Raw genomic sequence first — 12622 nt, 5'->3', positions numbered from 1 at the left:
TCCCTATTCGACGATGATGTGAGCACCCGTTAACCCGTCCGTCAGGGCGCGGTCCAGTGCTGCGTCTGCATCTTCCACACGAACGAACGGCCCGACACGAACCGCCCAGGCCGGGCCGTTGCCTTCTGAGGGGCGCCACACCGTTCCGCCAGCCCGTTCCGCGGCCAGTGCGGCATAACGTCGCTCAGTAAACCGTCCTGCTTCAACCCACAGCGCGCCCGGTGTCGCCCAGCCCTGCGTCACGGTCACAGGTAACGCCGGCAAAATCGCCGTGCCGGACGCGACTGTCTCCCGTCCAGGTCCGGTCGCACCTGTCCCCGCCCCTGCAATGCCCGCGCGACGTCCCGACGAGTCGAGCGCCTCTTTCTGAACAAAGCCAACCGGTGCCGCCTGCATATCCAGCAGAGGACCGCCAGGCAGCGTCTCGGCATACCCCCGGCTCGGCAGTTCGAGTTCCGTCACTTCAACTCGTGCCGGTTCCTGAACGATCGCCAGTGCCCGTGCCGCCTCCGGTGTCAGCGATATCAGCCGGCCCCGATTGGCAGGACCGCGATCATTCAGGCGGATTTCGATCGTCCGTCCGTTTTCCATGTTGCGCACAGATACCATGACCGGAAGCTGAAGCGTCGGATGTGCGCCAGCCATGGCCATCGCATCATAGACTTCCCCATCCGCTGTCAGACGCTGTCCCCGGGGGGGAGCGTCAATGACAGCCAGCCCTGTTTCCCGAAACGCGAAATCCTGACGCGGATAATGCCACACCCCGTTTGCGACCCATGGCGCTCCAACCACGTAATGCACATGAGACGGTGGCGGGGCAGCGGGGGCAGGAGGATGACAGCCAGTCAGAATCGCGAGAGGAGCGAGAGCCGTCCACCTCAGTGCGCCGCAGTTCATATTGTGAGATTACCCATCAGACCAACGCCAAGAGCGTAATAATCAGAGGGGTTATAGCGGCGGATGACACCAAAATTATGATAGACCATAAAGGCCTGTCCGCCCGGTCCGTCAGGACGCAGCACCGCGCCCTCAATGTCGGCCCGCGTGAAAGGGGTGCCATCCAGCCGCTTAACGCCGGCCTGCATCCATGCCGCAAGAGTACGCGTATGCTCCCGGCCAAGATCACCCTGCGCCAGTGAGTCCGGAACCTGAATCTCCTGTCCCCATGGTTCACCGGACCGCCAGCCGCAACGCGCCAGATAATTCGCAATCGACATCATCACGTCGGGAACCGTCTTCCAGATGTCAGCCCGTGCCGAACCATCAAACGCCTTCGCATACTGAAGATAGGCGCTCGGCATGAACTGAGGCTGCCCCATCGCACCGGCATAACTGCCCGTCATCCCGGCCGGTATAATTCTCCGTTCATTGAGAATTTTCAGCGCCTTGAGCAGTTCGGCACGAAAAAACGCTGACCGGCGACCGTCATAAGCCAGCGTGGCCAGCGCATCGACCACATTAAAGCTGCCGGTGAGCCGCCCGTAAAAGGATTCCAGGCCCCATATTCCCATGACAGGCTGGCGGTCCACGCCTGCCCGCGATTCGACTGCTGAAAGCGCCGTCCCGTTTGCTGCAAGAGCAGCACGTCCCGCGTCAATTTTCCCCTGAGAAATTACGCGCGCGCGATATTGTGCCCATGTCAGAGTGAATTCCGGCTGATGCCGGTCCAGCTTCAGAACCTTTGCGTTAGGCTCTCGTGTCAGTGCAAGCGCCTCAGCCGCGATGTCAGGCGCGATCCCCATACCAACTGCCTGACTGCGGACACCGGCCAGAAATGACACGTAGCTTCCGCCGGCACTCGCCGGACCGGTCGACACAGACTGCCGTGCTCTCCCCTGCGCCGGAACCAGGCATGCTCCCACACCAGCCAGTGCAAGACCATGAATTGCGGCCCGACGACCGATCAAGCGAACCATTCTGCGTCTCTCCCGGAGCAACTGCGAATCAGTGAAAGAGGTAATCTGTCCACCCGCGCCGACGTCTCTTTACGGCGTTCCTGAACTGCGCTCCAGAGCTGCAATCGCTTTGGTTCTCACTTTGTCCCGGATCGTCGAAAAGGCTGTCAGAGTATGTCAGGACGAAGCCTGCGGCGCTCTTCGATGCCATACATAATGAAATGCTCGAACGGCGTGAGCGACCCATGCGCCGCGTCCGGATTGGCGGCCAGATAGAGACGTGCGTTAAAATGCGGGTTGGGATTGCGCCCTTCCCTGTCGCCGCACTCGCGGAAATGCCGCACGGGATCCATTCCGGACTGCGCAACATCCGGGTAAGTGCGCACATACCATTCGCGGTCGAAATACAGAGCTTCCGTGGGAATGTCCCGCGCCTCATCCTCTGAGAGAGAAGCCAGCGATTGTACCGGCGTTTCCACAACGCCCGCGCCGGCTACAGCTTCGATCTCCGCGACCCTGACGACCTCCGGCGATAACGCACGACCTGACCGCCGGGGCCGCACACCGAGCGCCGCCGGCGCCTGTCTGTTACCAGCCGCTGCCCGCAGCGCTGCCAGTCTTCCCGGGCCGCTGTCAGGCAGGCCGGGGATACTGCGGGCAAGATCTTCAATCGAAAACAGTTTCGCTGCCAAAGCTGGAAATTCCATTCAATTTAAGCGTGTCAAAATCTGAGGGGCCTTACGTCCGTTCATTCCCCCTGTCGTTCCACACGCCGCGAGTGATTACCTTGCCGGGATGTTAACTTATCGCGCGAATTCATGCATCCCGGCAACAGACCCACAACCATGCGGCATGGCAGGAATTGGAGATCAGCCCGGACCGTGCGAAGAGCAGCGCCATGTCTCTCGCTTCCACCGGGTCGCTGACTGTATGGCTGACCGCCGCGGTTCATGACCCTCTCGCACAGGCTATCGCCATTCTGCTCGGCACCTTCATTCTGGAAGATGGCGCCACGATCCTGACCGCTATTGCCGTCGGAAGCGGTGTCGTGCCGATTCTGGTCGCTCTGCCGTCCCTTTATGTCGGCATCATTGTCGGAGACGCCGGGCTTTATGGTCTGGGAAGACTCGCGGCATTCTGGCCCGCCGCACGCCGCTGGGCGCCGTCCAGCACCCGCAGAGACGGCACACCCGCACCACCGGCAGGAGGCTGGTGGACCGGTGCGTCGCTGTTCCGCGTCGTCTTCGTCTGCCGTTTTATCCCCGGCACCAGATTACCCATCTACACGGCAAGTGGATTTTTTGGTGCTGGATTCTGGGTTTTCATCTTCGCCACAGCGGTCGCAACGCTGATCTGGACAACGGCGCTGTTTGCGCTATCGCTCCGTCTCGGTCAGGTTCTGCTCGACAGTCTGGGGGCCTGGCGCTGGGTCGGGATCGCAGGCTTTATCCTGTCAATCATTCTCGTCGGGCGCCACGTCGCCCGCATGCGCCCCCCCGGCTGAACAGGTCAGGACGACAATGGATCAGATGCAGGACACAGAGTCGCTCATGACCACCAGTGACAGCCTTTCCTCACCTTCGGATAATGCGACTCGCAATGCCGGTCCGGCCCGAGGCTTACCGCCCTCACTCGGGAACACCGGTCACGCGGCAGACGGTCAGCCCGGATCGCACGACAAAAAATCTGATCCGATGCGCACACAGACAAATCTGTCGCGCGATAAGGAAAGTAAGGAGCCCGTCAGTTTCTTCGAGTTCTGGCCAGGCTGGTTGTTCTACACTCCTATTGTCGCCTGGTGGATCGCCCTGGGTATCCGTTATCGCGATTTTGGTATGCCGACAGCCGCCAATCCAAAGATCACTACAGGTGGTCTCTGTTGCGAGAGCAAAAGCGCGATCCTCGATATGGCTGGCGATGTCGCCCGGACTGCCATCGCACCTTATGTCGTGCTGGACACCGACACTGACGATCTCGCCCGCGCCGAATCCGCGCTGGCTGCTGCCGGCATCTCATTGCCTGTCGTGGTGAAGCCCGATATCGGCTGCAATGGCACCGGCGTGAAGCTTACCGCGACAAAAGAAGCTCTGGCAGAAGCTCTTGCCGCGTTTCCCCGTGGTGTCCGGCTCGTTATTCAGCGCCTCATTCCCTGGGAACATGAAGCCGGCCTGTTCTATATCCGTCACGCGAATGACAGACAGGGGCGCATCACCTCGGTTACCTACAAGGATATCCCCGCCCTTACCGGCGATGGCAGGTCAACGGTTGATGAACTTCTCGCCGCCGATCCACGCACGCGTCTCGTGCCACAGATCTACCGGCCTCGTCTGGCCAGTCGTCTCAATGACATTCTGCCAGAAGGCGAACACCTCCCCCTCGTTTTCACAGGTAATCACTGCAAGGGATCTGTCTTCCGCAATGGTGCTGCGGATATTACCCCTGAACTGGTCACAGCCGTTGACCGCATCATGCAGGACATTCCCGAATTTCATTTCGGGCGGGTTGATCTGAAATTTCGTTCCGTTGAGGCCCTTCGCCAGGGAAAGGATTTCGAAATTATCGAGATCAACGGCGTCGGTTCAGAAGCAACCCATATATGGGATGCCAGAACGACCCTCCGCGAGGCTTATGCCGCACAGTTTCATCATTATGGTGAGGCTTTCCGCATTGGTGCCGAAAACCGTAAGCGCGGCTGGAAATCCACGCGTCTGTTCCGTGGTATCCGTCTCTGGCGTGAACAGCGTCGCCTGATGCGATCCTATCCGCTTAACGATTGACCATATAACCGGAGCATCAGGGTCAGTTCGTAGGCAGCCCGCCATTGCCAAAAATATAGTTGCTGACCTGCTGTTCCAGACTCGCAGGTTCGCGCGTATTTGTGAGCACATCACCAGGTCTGGTGTGTTGTGCCGATTTTCCGGGCTCGATCATCAGCGCATAATCCCCGGAGAGCGACGCGCTTCCCACAGTGAGAACGCTGTCGACAGGAAAATGCAGCGAGTCATTCACTTCAAAATCGACAATAGCCATTGCACTTGCCGGGTCCAGACGTATCCCGGATACACGTCCGACCGGCACGCCTCCAAGATCCACATCCGCCCCTCTTGCCAGTCCGTTCGCTGAAATGAACTGCGCGGAGAGTGGATACCGCGCGGCACCATGACTGCCCTGTGTGCTGTGAGCATAAACGGCGAACCCTGCCGTCACCGCCAGCACGACAAAACTGAAAACAATCGTTCCGGCCTCACGGCGATGACCCATTGAGCGCCCCTTAATTCAATCAGCAGGGACCACCCCTGCTTCCAGACGGCAATAAGCGGGTGCGATCCGTATATCGTCAAGCACTGCCACCTTCCGATAACCCGGGTCCTGCGAACATTGCGTAACAACCACTGTATCGCCGTTCAGCGGACCGCGTTAAGTTCGGGTAAATTTCAGTCAGACGCCATCCGATACGAGTCATTTTCTCGCCAGGTAACGTCCAGAACAAGAACGAGGGTCATTTATGACACTGCTGCAAGCTCTTATCATCGCAATCCTGCAGGGAGCGACAGAGCTTTTTCCCGTCAGCAGCCTGGGTCACGCCGTTCTCCTGCCAGCCCTGCTTCACTGGCCCTTCAACGAGAGCGACGAAATTTTTCTCCCATTCCTCGTCATGCTTCACCTCGGAACGTCCGTGGCTCTGTTCGTCTTTTTCTGGCGTGACTGGGCCGCTATCATCGGCGGCGCGCTGGGCCTCCACGGCAGCCGCTACCGGGTCGAAAGCTTCAAAATTCTGTGGCTGCTCGCTATCGCCACGCTTCCCGCTGTCATCATCGGCGCCGCTCTGGAGCATATTCTCCGACACCTGTTCGGCTCTCCGCTGCCCGTCGCTGGTCTGCTCGTCCTGAACGGTCTGTTGCTGCTTGCGGTAGAGCGACTGCGCGGCCGCTTTGGCCCCACGCCGGATGCCACGGCATCCTCACGCCCGATCGCAAGCCTCACCGCGCGAGATGCCCTGTTCATAGGCTCCTTCCAGTGCCTCGCGCTCTTTCCTGGTCTCTCACGCTCAGGCGCAACCATTGCCGGCGGCCTTCTCCGTGGTCTGCATCACGATGTCGCCGCGCGCTTCTCCTTCCTCATGGCTGAACCGATCATTCTGGCGGCCACCGCGCACCAGATTGTCAAAATGCGTCATATGGCCATCACGCACGAACAGATCCACATTGGCATCATCGCGGCAGTCGTGTCCGGCATCACGGCGCTGATCAGCACTACGATCCTGATGCGTTATTTTCGCAATCACGATAACTGGGCACTGGCTCCGTTTGCTTATTACTGCATCGCACTCGGTCTCGGTTCGCTGGTCGTGCTCGGAGGCGTTCTCTGATCGCATTCCGTTTGCCGGGGGTGCACTCTGAGCGTCCGGCAAGATAAATCCGGGCAGTCAAAGTGTGCGTTTTCTCTGACCAGGTTCATTTGAAGAATGGATTACGGCCTTTCGCTGACGGGAGTTTTTCAGGATTCCTATTGCTTATCTTCCGGAAAACGGAGTTTTACAGTGCCTTTCAGCAGGGCCACCATTCCACGGAATGTTTCCTTACGTTAACGTTCCTGGTTAAACACAGTCCGGTACGCAAATGAGATAACGTGCCACACTGAACCGATCCTGCGCAGGAGACCATTACCCCATCATGACCCGTCCCCTGTCCGGTGCCCGAGCGCTGCGTAAATCCATCGAGCGCATTGAGATGGAAAATGAGAACAGCGGACTGAAGCGTTCGCTCGGTCCGGTCCAGCTCACAATGCTGGGCGTCGGTTCGACCATCGGTGCCGGAATTTACGTCATGACCGGCACAGCCGCGGCAAACTATGCGGGGCCGGCGATCATCATCTCTTTCGTTATCGCCGGGCTCGCCTGCCTGTTTACGGCACTCGCCTATGGAGAACTGGCTTCGGCGATGCCTGTCTCGGGGTCTGCCTACAGCTATGCCTATGTCTCGCTTGGAGAACGTGCAGCCTGGTGGGTCGGCTGGCTCCTGCTGCTGGAATACGGCGTTTCCTGCGCCGGTGTCGCCGCGGGATTTTCCGGATACGCCGTCAGCCTCCTGCATGATTTTGGCGTCAACGTCCCTGACATGCTGTGCCGGACGTTCATCCAGACCATACTCACACCCACTGGCATGCTGGCGTCCGTCGGACCTCATATCGACTTTGTCGGTGCTGCTGTCGTGCTGTTCGTCACCGTGTTTCTGGTGATGGGCGTACAGGAATCCGTCAAAATCAATACGGCGATTGTCATGCTGAAAGTCGGCGTGCTCTTCGTGTTCATGATCGTCGGACTGCGTTCCGTACACACAGAATACTGGCACCCTTTCATCCCGCCCTCCGAAGGATCGTTCCGTTACGGGATCCCAGGTATTTTTCGCGCCGCTTCCATCATTTTCTTCGCCTATGTCGGTTTCGAAGCCGTTTCCACGGCATCCTCCGAGGCCAGAAACCCACGCCGCGATATCCCGATCGGTATCATCGGGTCGCTCCTCATCTGCACTGTTGTCTATATGTGCGTGGCCGCCGTGCTGATCGGCGTCGTGCCCTGGCGCACTCTTGATGTCGCAGATCCGCTGGCACTTGCCGTGGATGCCATAGGCTGGCCATCACTGGCCCTGCTGGTGAAGCTGGGCGCGGTCATCGGGCTTTGCTCCGTTCTGTTTGGCCTGCTTTATGGCCAGAGCCGGATCTTTTTCACCATCTCACGTGACGGCCTGCTCCCGCCCGTCTTCAGCATGCTGCACCCGCGTTACAGCACGCCCTGGATCGGCTCGATCATCCTTGGCATCACGGTCGCAATAGCGACAGCTTTGCTGCCCATCGACATCATCAGCGACCTCGTGAGCATAGGAACGGCTTCTGCGTTCGGTGTCGTCTGTTTCACGGTCATCTGGGACCGTAATGCGCGTCCGGACGCTCTGCGTCCGTTCAGAGTGCCGCTGGGAGGAATCCGGGTTCGCGGAGTCTGGATCGGAATCATCCCGGCGCTCGGAATCCTGTTCTGCTTCGTAATGGCCGCGCCACTGGTCATCGATGTGCTGCGCGACCTGTTTTCAGGTAATCCCACGCCCGCAATACTGCTTCTGAGCTATTTTGCTCTGGGAGCCGCGATCTATCGCTTTTACGGCCGTGTTCATTCGCGACTTGCTGCTGCCGTCGCCGCTGAAGCCTCGACAAGCGCGGCCGAATGAACATCAGAACCCGGCTTGACTTGAAAGCCGGGCGCGGATACCTCAACGCCCACCGGCACGATGGCGGCGTAGCTCAGCGGTAGAGCAGGGGAATCATAATCCCTTGGTCGGCGGTTCAAATCCGTCCGCCGCTACCATCTGCCGGTTTCTCCTGCAAAAATGATGAACAGACCACAGGGTGTCTGTCTGACCTGAATACAGGCATCTTGACGAAGACCGTGTCTGTTCGCCATTTCAATACTATGTGGACGGTCTCCCGATCACGCCGGGGCTTCGGATGACCCGATATTCAGCCCCCTCCTGGTTAATGCCTCGCAGATGGTGCCATGCCTGAAACTCCCTCACTTGCTGTCGTTACAATGGCTTATAATGAAGGCGAACTCCTGCCCGTCTGGTGTCGCCATTATGCTGCGGCGGCCGGCGCCGCACAGTGCTATGTCATTGACCACGGCAGTACGGATGGCAGCACAGAATCGCTGGGTGAGGTGAATCGCGTCCGTATCCCCCGTTCGCCGCAGGATGACACCCGACGGACCAGGTTTCTTTCGGAATTCTGCGCCTCCCTGCTCAACTGGTATGACGCCGTCATTCACGTGGATGTGGACGAACTGCTGGTCGCCGATCCCTCGCGTTTTCCCTCTCTCTCCGCATATGCTTCAGCGGTTGAGCCTGGCGGTGTCCGGACAGCCATCGGTTTCGATGTCATTCATCAGCAGGATGAGGAGCCGGCTATCGACTGGGCGCGTCCCATCAGCGAACAGCGCCACTGGCTCCGGTTTTCCAGTGCAATGTGCAAGCCGGTCCTGATCCGGCGAGCCGTCACCTGGGCTCCCGGTTTTCATTGCATCGATGATACGCCGGCTTTTGATGACCTCTATCTGTTCCATCTCCGTTACGCCGATCAGCCATCCGGTCTTGCGCGCCTCACGCGCACTCGTGAACAGCCCTGGGCAAGCGCGGAAGCGGGACAACATCAGCGCATGCCCGACACGGACTGGAACAATATGCTCCGGGGGATGTCCGGATTGCCGCGCCGCGACGACATAAGTCTCGGGACAGACGATGTCACGCTCGGTCACTGGGTGGGGCGCGTCACGGAAAGCACCGTGTTCCGTAAACAGGATCTCTACAGACTGGATTTACATATTTCCGGTGAAGAACTCTGGCGTCTTCCGCAGCGATTCATCGGGACATTCTGATCCGGCAGATAAAACACGAGCCTGCCGTTGTTACGGAATGACAGCAGGCTCATGCCCCGCATGACGCATGACGCATGACGCATGACGCATGACGCATGATGACATTATGTCTACGGAACAGACTGGTCGTTACACGCTGATCACCCCGTCCTGATCAGGAGTCGTGCAACCAGACCACGGAATGCCAGCCTCAGTCCGGAGCGGGATATGTGCGTGGGTAGGTAACCCAATTCGATGGCCCGGGAGCGGAGGGAGATCCTTTCTTCCCGCATGCGGCCAGCGGCGACAGCATCGCACAAAGCACAAGCAGGACGACAACGCGCTTCATGCCGCGTCTCCTGCCTGCTCACCGTTCAGTTGCGTCAGCCAGATATCCGCCTGCCGCCGCACGTTCGATCCGGCCGTGCCGCCCTCGCTCGTACGGGAGGCAATCGAAGCATCAACCGAAAGCACGGAAAACACATCTTCCGTAATCCCCGGTTCGACCAGCTGCATTTCCGCCAGAGTCAGTTCGCCAAGATCCACACCTTTTGCTTCAGCCATAGCCACAAGCCGCCCGGTCACATGATGGGCCGTGCGGAATGGCAGCTTCAGAACGCGAACGAGCCAGTCCGCCAGATCTGTCGCCGTCGAATATCCTGAACCGGCAAAGCGACGCATCTGCGCTCCATTCGCCGTCAGATCGCGCACCATGCCGTCACACGCAGCAAGCGTCAGCGTCATAGCTTCCGTCGCCTCAAACACAGGTAACTTGTCTTCCTGCATGTCCTTGGCATAGGCGAGAGGCAGTCCTTTCATCACCGTCAGCAGTCCGACAAACGATCCCAGCACACGACCCACTTTAGCGCGCGCCAGCTCCGCAGCATCAGGATTCCGCTTCTGGGGCATGATCGAAGAACCGGTCGTGAAAGCATCCGAAAGCCGGATGAAACTGAATGGCGCCGAACACCAGATCACGATCTCCTCCGCAAAGCGCGAAAGATGCATCGCCATGATCGACAGCGCCGAAAGATATTCCAGCGCGAAATCCCGGTCGGATACCGCGTCCAGAGAATTGGCCGTCGGCCGGTCAAAACCCAGCGTCGCCGCCGTCATCTTGCGGTCGATCGGGAACGATGTTCCTGCCAGCGCCGCTGAACCAAGCGGACACTCGTTGAGACGCTTCCGCGCATCCGCGAGCCGCCAGCGATCCCGCGACAGCATCTCCACATAAGCAAGAAGGTGATGCCCGAACGTCACCGGCTGAGCCGTCTGCAGATGCGTGAACCCCGGCATCGCCGTGTCCGCATACTCCAGAGCCCGCGTCGCCAGAGATCTCATCAGCGCTGAAACCTGGGCAGACAGCCCGTCGATCGAATCCCTCACCCAGAGCCGGAAATCGGTTGCAACCTGGTCATTCCGGGACCGCGCCGTATGCAGCCGCTTGCCTGCTTCACCCACACGCTCACTCAGACGAGCCTCAATATTCATATGGATGTCTTCAAGCGCATCCTCGAAAACAAATGTGCCGGTTTCAATCTCACGACCGATCTCCGTCAGACCCTCACGGATCGCCGCCTCATCAGCCGCACTGATGATCCCGACCTTTGCCAGCATCGCCGCATGAGCCAGAGAACCGGCAATGTCCTGCCGCCACATCGCCTTGTCGAACCCAATCGACACGTTGATCGCACGCATGATCGCAGACGGCCCGCCGGCAAACCGTCCGCCCCACTGCGCATTGGCAGCCGCCTCGCCCGACTTGCCTGTTTTGCCCTGCTCGTCCAAACTCATCGCATGCCTCAACGTGACATCCGGTCCCAACTGACAGCCCCATCGCTGTGTCGGCGCACCGTTCTGATTATGGCGGGCACCCTAATCGCAGCCCCGATGGCGCGCAAACCGCTTCGCGCCGCAACGGCCACAGATGGTCCTGTTTCCCCGGCTCAGATCCTGGCTCACGCCGCACAGATTCTGCCCCCGCTCACATTCGCGGACAGCAACGGGAATGAGCTGGACCTGGCCAGTTTCAGAGGGCAGCCCGCCATCCTTCACCTCTGGGCAACCTGGTGCGGCCCGTGCGTTACCGAACTCCCTGCCCTCGCGGCTCTGGCACCAAAACTGCGACAGGACGGAATCGCCGTCATTCCGGTTGCCCTCGATCACCGTGGCCCCGAAAAAGTTCCGCCCTTTCTGGCCCGTCTGAATCTGAGCACGTTCACATCATTCTACGACACACGGGCTGGTACCGCCGCAGCCCTTGAAGAACCGACACTTCCTCTGACACTGTTTCTCAACCGCGAAGCACAGGAAATCGCGCGGCACCCCGGTCCTGTCCGGTGGGATGACCCGGGTGCAGAAGCCAGCATAAGGCACCTGCTGGCATGACAGTAATCCCGACACAAAACCGAGAGATAAAATGAAACTTAGCGCCCGCAATCAGATCAGAGGCACAATCACAAACATCACCAGAGGCGCGACCACGTCCCATGTCAGCATTGATATCGGGGGCAGTGTCATCATGGCCGCGATCACCAACGAGGCCGTAGCCGATCTGAAGCTTGAGACTGGCAGGCAGGCTTATGCGGTCATCAAAGCCTCGGATGTCATGGTCGGCACGGACGACTGAGTCCGACCTGAAGTGTGCGGCGGGAAGTCAGATGACTGCCCGTTTGCCAGTTCACTATCGCGAGACTTTCAGCCGATAAAGAAGAACCCGATTTTACACCGGGTTCACTGGCAGAATGACTTAATTATCTGGCCGCACAACATCTTCCTGCGATGGCGGGTCACTGGCCGGAAAGCTTTCTTTTAGCGACTCATCGAGTTCGCTGTCGCGCTTTTCGACTGGCTTGTCCTTAGGTTTGTCGTTCTGATTCACGCTCATAAAGACACTCCTTTCAGAAAATATCAGCGGAGAAAGAAACGCCATAATGCCGGCGCATCATTATCTTCCCGCATGTCATTAACCGTGGTGCGGTTGAAAAGTTCCTGATCAGCAAAAAGAAAAAGAACATTTCTCCGGTTGTGTGCGGCTGTAACCTGCCGAAAATTCATCCGTTTTCCGTATGATAAAACCAGCACCGCACGGTTTCCAATGGCAGAATCAGCGCAATCCTGTCTCAGAGACAGTTTTATGACTTTTGCTGCCGGCGATCTGACGCTTGTTTTCAAAGCACCGGTGCTCCGATGCTCACGGCACTCCTTACGGAGCACGCTCGCTCAGCAGAGAAACTTCTGAAACCGTCCCTTACCGACGAGCCACATTTCGCCAAGTTTTTATTAGGTCCACGACACTTCAGTTTCGAAACGAGACTTGATCATCTTT

Annotated in this window: 14 protein-coding genes and 1 tRNA gene; 8 read left to right on the top strand and 7 right to left on the bottom strand. The window is 58.7% G+C overall.

The window, feature by feature from the left end:
* Positions 1–3: 3 nt before the first annotated feature.
* From GOB85_RS00300 to GOB85_RS19120, 3 genes are all read right to left on the bottom strand, one after another.
* A complete protein-coding gene (locus GOB85_RS00300; protein ID WP_338422441.1) occupies positions 4–792 on the bottom strand; it encodes a septal ring lytic transglycosylase RlpA family protein in 789 nt (262 codons plus the stop codon).
* Positions 793–893: 101 nt separating this feature from the next.
* Positions 894–1916 carry a lytic murein transglycosylase gene (locus GOB85_RS00295; RefSeq protein WP_173575625.1) on the bottom strand — a complete coding sequence of 341 codons (1023 nt, stop codon included), beginning with the start codon at positions 1914–1916 and terminating at the stop codon, positions 894–896.
* 146 nt (positions 1917–2062) lie between these two features.
* On the bottom strand, positions 2063–2587 hold the full coding sequence (locus GOB85_RS19120; protein ID WP_242011176.1) for a hypothetical protein: 525 nt from the start codon (positions 2585–2587) through the stop codon (positions 2063–2065).
* Between the two features lie 206 nt (positions 2588–2793).
* On the opposite strand from GOB85_RS19120, the gene GOB85_RS00285 reads away from it, so the two are divergent.
* Positions 2794–3399: a DedA family protein gene (locus GOB85_RS00285; protein WP_173575624.1), complete on the top strand. Its 606-nt coding sequence runs from the start codon at positions 2794–2796 to the stop codon at positions 3397–3399.
* A 208-nt stretch (positions 3400–3607) separates the two neighbouring features.
* Entirely contained in the window at positions 3608–4672 is a 1065-nt protein-coding gene (locus GOB85_RS00280; RefSeq protein WP_242011212.1) for an ATP-grasp domain-containing protein, read from the top strand.
* A 22-nt stretch (positions 4673–4694) separates the two neighbouring features.
* Here GOB85_RS00280 and GOB85_RS00275 read toward each other — a convergent pair whose 3' ends face one another.
* Positions 4695–5156, bottom strand: coding sequence for an MlaD family protein (locus GOB85_RS00275; RefSeq protein ID WP_173575622.1), 462 nt, complete (start codon positions 5154–5156; stop codon positions 4695–4697).
* A 244-nt stretch (positions 5157–5400) separates the two neighbouring features.
* Here GOB85_RS00275 and GOB85_RS00270 point away from each other — a divergent pair, with 244 nt between their 5' ends.
* The 4 genes from GOB85_RS00270 (at position 5401) to GOB85_RS00255 (ending at position 9315) form a co-directional block, all read left to right on the top strand.
* Positions 5401–6264: an undecaprenyl-diphosphate phosphatase gene (locus tag GOB85_RS00270; RefSeq protein WP_173575621.1), complete on the top strand. Its 864-nt coding sequence runs from the start codon at positions 5401–5403 to the stop codon at positions 6262–6264.
* A 304-nt stretch (positions 6265–6568) separates the two neighbouring features.
* Positions 6569–8116, top strand: a complete 1548-nt coding sequence (locus GOB85_RS00265) for an amino acid permease (RefSeq protein ID WP_173575620.1) — start codon at positions 6569–6571, stop codon at positions 8114–8116.
* A gap of 62 nt (positions 8117–8178) precedes the next feature.
* Positions 8179–8253: transfer RNA gene (locus GOB85_RS00260), tRNA-Met, on the top strand.
* A 189-nt stretch (positions 8254–8442) separates the two neighbouring features.
* The gene (locus tag GOB85_RS00255) at positions 8443–9315 is read left to right on the top strand and encodes a glycosyltransferase family 2 protein (RefSeq protein ID WP_173575619.1); all 873 of its coding nucleotides are present in this window, start codon (positions 8443–8445) and stop codon (positions 9313–9315) included.
* 190 nt (positions 9316–9505) lie between these two features.
* Here GOB85_RS00255 and GOB85_RS00250 read toward each other — a convergent pair whose 3' ends face one another.
* Positions 9506–9643 (bottom strand): hypothetical protein, encoded by a 138-nt coding sequence (locus GOB85_RS00250; RefSeq protein WP_173575618.1) that lies wholly within the window; start codon positions 9641–9643, stop codon positions 9506–9508.
* Complete coding sequence (gene argH, locus GOB85_RS00245) at positions 9640–11088, bottom strand: argininosuccinate lyase (RefSeq protein WP_173575617.1); 1449 nt, start codon at positions 11086–11088, stop codon at positions 9640–9642. Before argH ends, GOB85_RS00250 begins: the two co-directional genes overlap by 4 nt.
* A 69-nt stretch (positions 11089–11157) precedes the next feature.
* On the opposite strand from argH, the gene GOB85_RS00240 reads away from it, so the two are divergent.
* Positions 11158–11682 carry a TlpA disulfide reductase family protein gene (locus GOB85_RS00240; RefSeq protein WP_242011174.1) on the top strand — a complete coding sequence of 175 codons (525 nt, stop codon included), beginning with the start codon at positions 11158–11160 and terminating at the stop codon, positions 11680–11682.
* A gap of 31 nt (positions 11683–11713) precedes the next feature.
* Positions 11714–11923 carry a TOBE domain-containing protein gene (locus tag GOB85_RS00235; RefSeq protein ID WP_173575615.1) on the top strand — a complete coding sequence of 70 codons (210 nt, stop codon included), beginning with the start codon at positions 11714–11716 and terminating at the stop codon, positions 11921–11923.
* A 120-nt stretch (positions 11924–12043) separates the two neighbouring features.
* On the opposite strand, the gene GOB85_RS00230 is transcribed toward GOB85_RS00235, so the two are convergent.
* Positions 12044–12181 carry a hypothetical protein gene (locus GOB85_RS00230; RefSeq protein WP_173575614.1) on the bottom strand — a complete coding sequence of 46 codons (138 nt, stop codon included), beginning with the start codon at positions 12179–12181 and terminating at the stop codon, positions 12044–12046.
* Positions 12182–12622: the final 441 nt, after the last annotated feature.

This window comes from Acetobacter fallax (genome assembly GCF_011516735.1).
GTDB classification, from domain to species: domain Bacteria; phylum Pseudomonadota; class Alphaproteobacteria; order Acetobacterales; family Acetobacteraceae; genus Acetobacter; species Acetobacter fallax.
The sequence above is the reverse complement of the archived record's forward strand: the minus strand, read 5'-3'. Positions and strand labels throughout refer to the sequence as shown.

What these genes read in the sequence shown, in the direction of transcription:
- GOB85_RS00295 (WP_173575625.1), bottom strand. Translation starts at nt 1,916, where the DNA reads ATGGTTCGCTTGATCGGTCGTCGGGCCGCAATTCATGGTCTTGCACTG.
- GOB85_RS00285 (WP_173575624.1), top strand. Translation starts at nt 2,794, where the DNA reads ATGTCTCTCGCTTCCACCGGGTCGCTGACTGTATGGCTGACCGCCGCG.
- GOB85_RS00275 (WP_173575622.1), bottom strand. Translation starts at nt 5,156, where the DNA reads ATGGGTCATCGCCGTGAGGCCGGAACGATTGTTTTCAGTTTTGTCGTG.
- GOB85_RS00270 (WP_173575621.1), top strand. Translation starts at nt 5,401, where the DNA reads ATGACACTGCTGCAAGCTCTTATCATCGCAATCCTGCAGGGAGCGACA.
- GOB85_RS00265 (WP_173575620.1), top strand. Translation starts at nt 6,569, where the DNA reads ATGACCCGTCCCCTGTCCGGTGCCCGAGCGCTGCGTAAATCCATCGAG.
- GOB85_RS00255 (WP_173575619.1), top strand. Translation starts at nt 8,443, where the DNA reads ATGCCTGAAACTCCCTCACTTGCTGTCGTTACAATGGCTTATAATGAA.
- GOB85_RS00250 (WP_173575618.1), bottom strand. Translation starts at nt 9,643, where the DNA reads ATGAAGCGCGTTGTCGTCCTGCTTGTGCTTTGTGCGATGCTGTCGCCG.
- argH (WP_173575617.1), bottom strand. Translation starts at nt 11,088, where the DNA reads ATGAGTTTGGACGAGCAGGGCAAAACAGGCAAGTCGGGCGAGGCGGCT.
- GOB85_RS00240 (WP_242011174.1), top strand. Translation starts at nt 11,158, where the DNA reads ATGGCGGGCACCCTAATCGCAGCCCCGATGGCGCGCAAACCGCTTCGC.
- GOB85_RS00235 (WP_173575615.1), top strand. Translation starts at nt 11,714, where the DNA reads ATGAAACTTAGCGCCCGCAATCAGATCAGAGGCACAATCACAAACATC.
- GOB85_RS00230 (WP_173575614.1), bottom strand. Translation starts at nt 12,181, where the DNA reads ATGAGCGTGAATCAGAACGACAAACCTAAGGACAAGCCAGTCGAAAAG.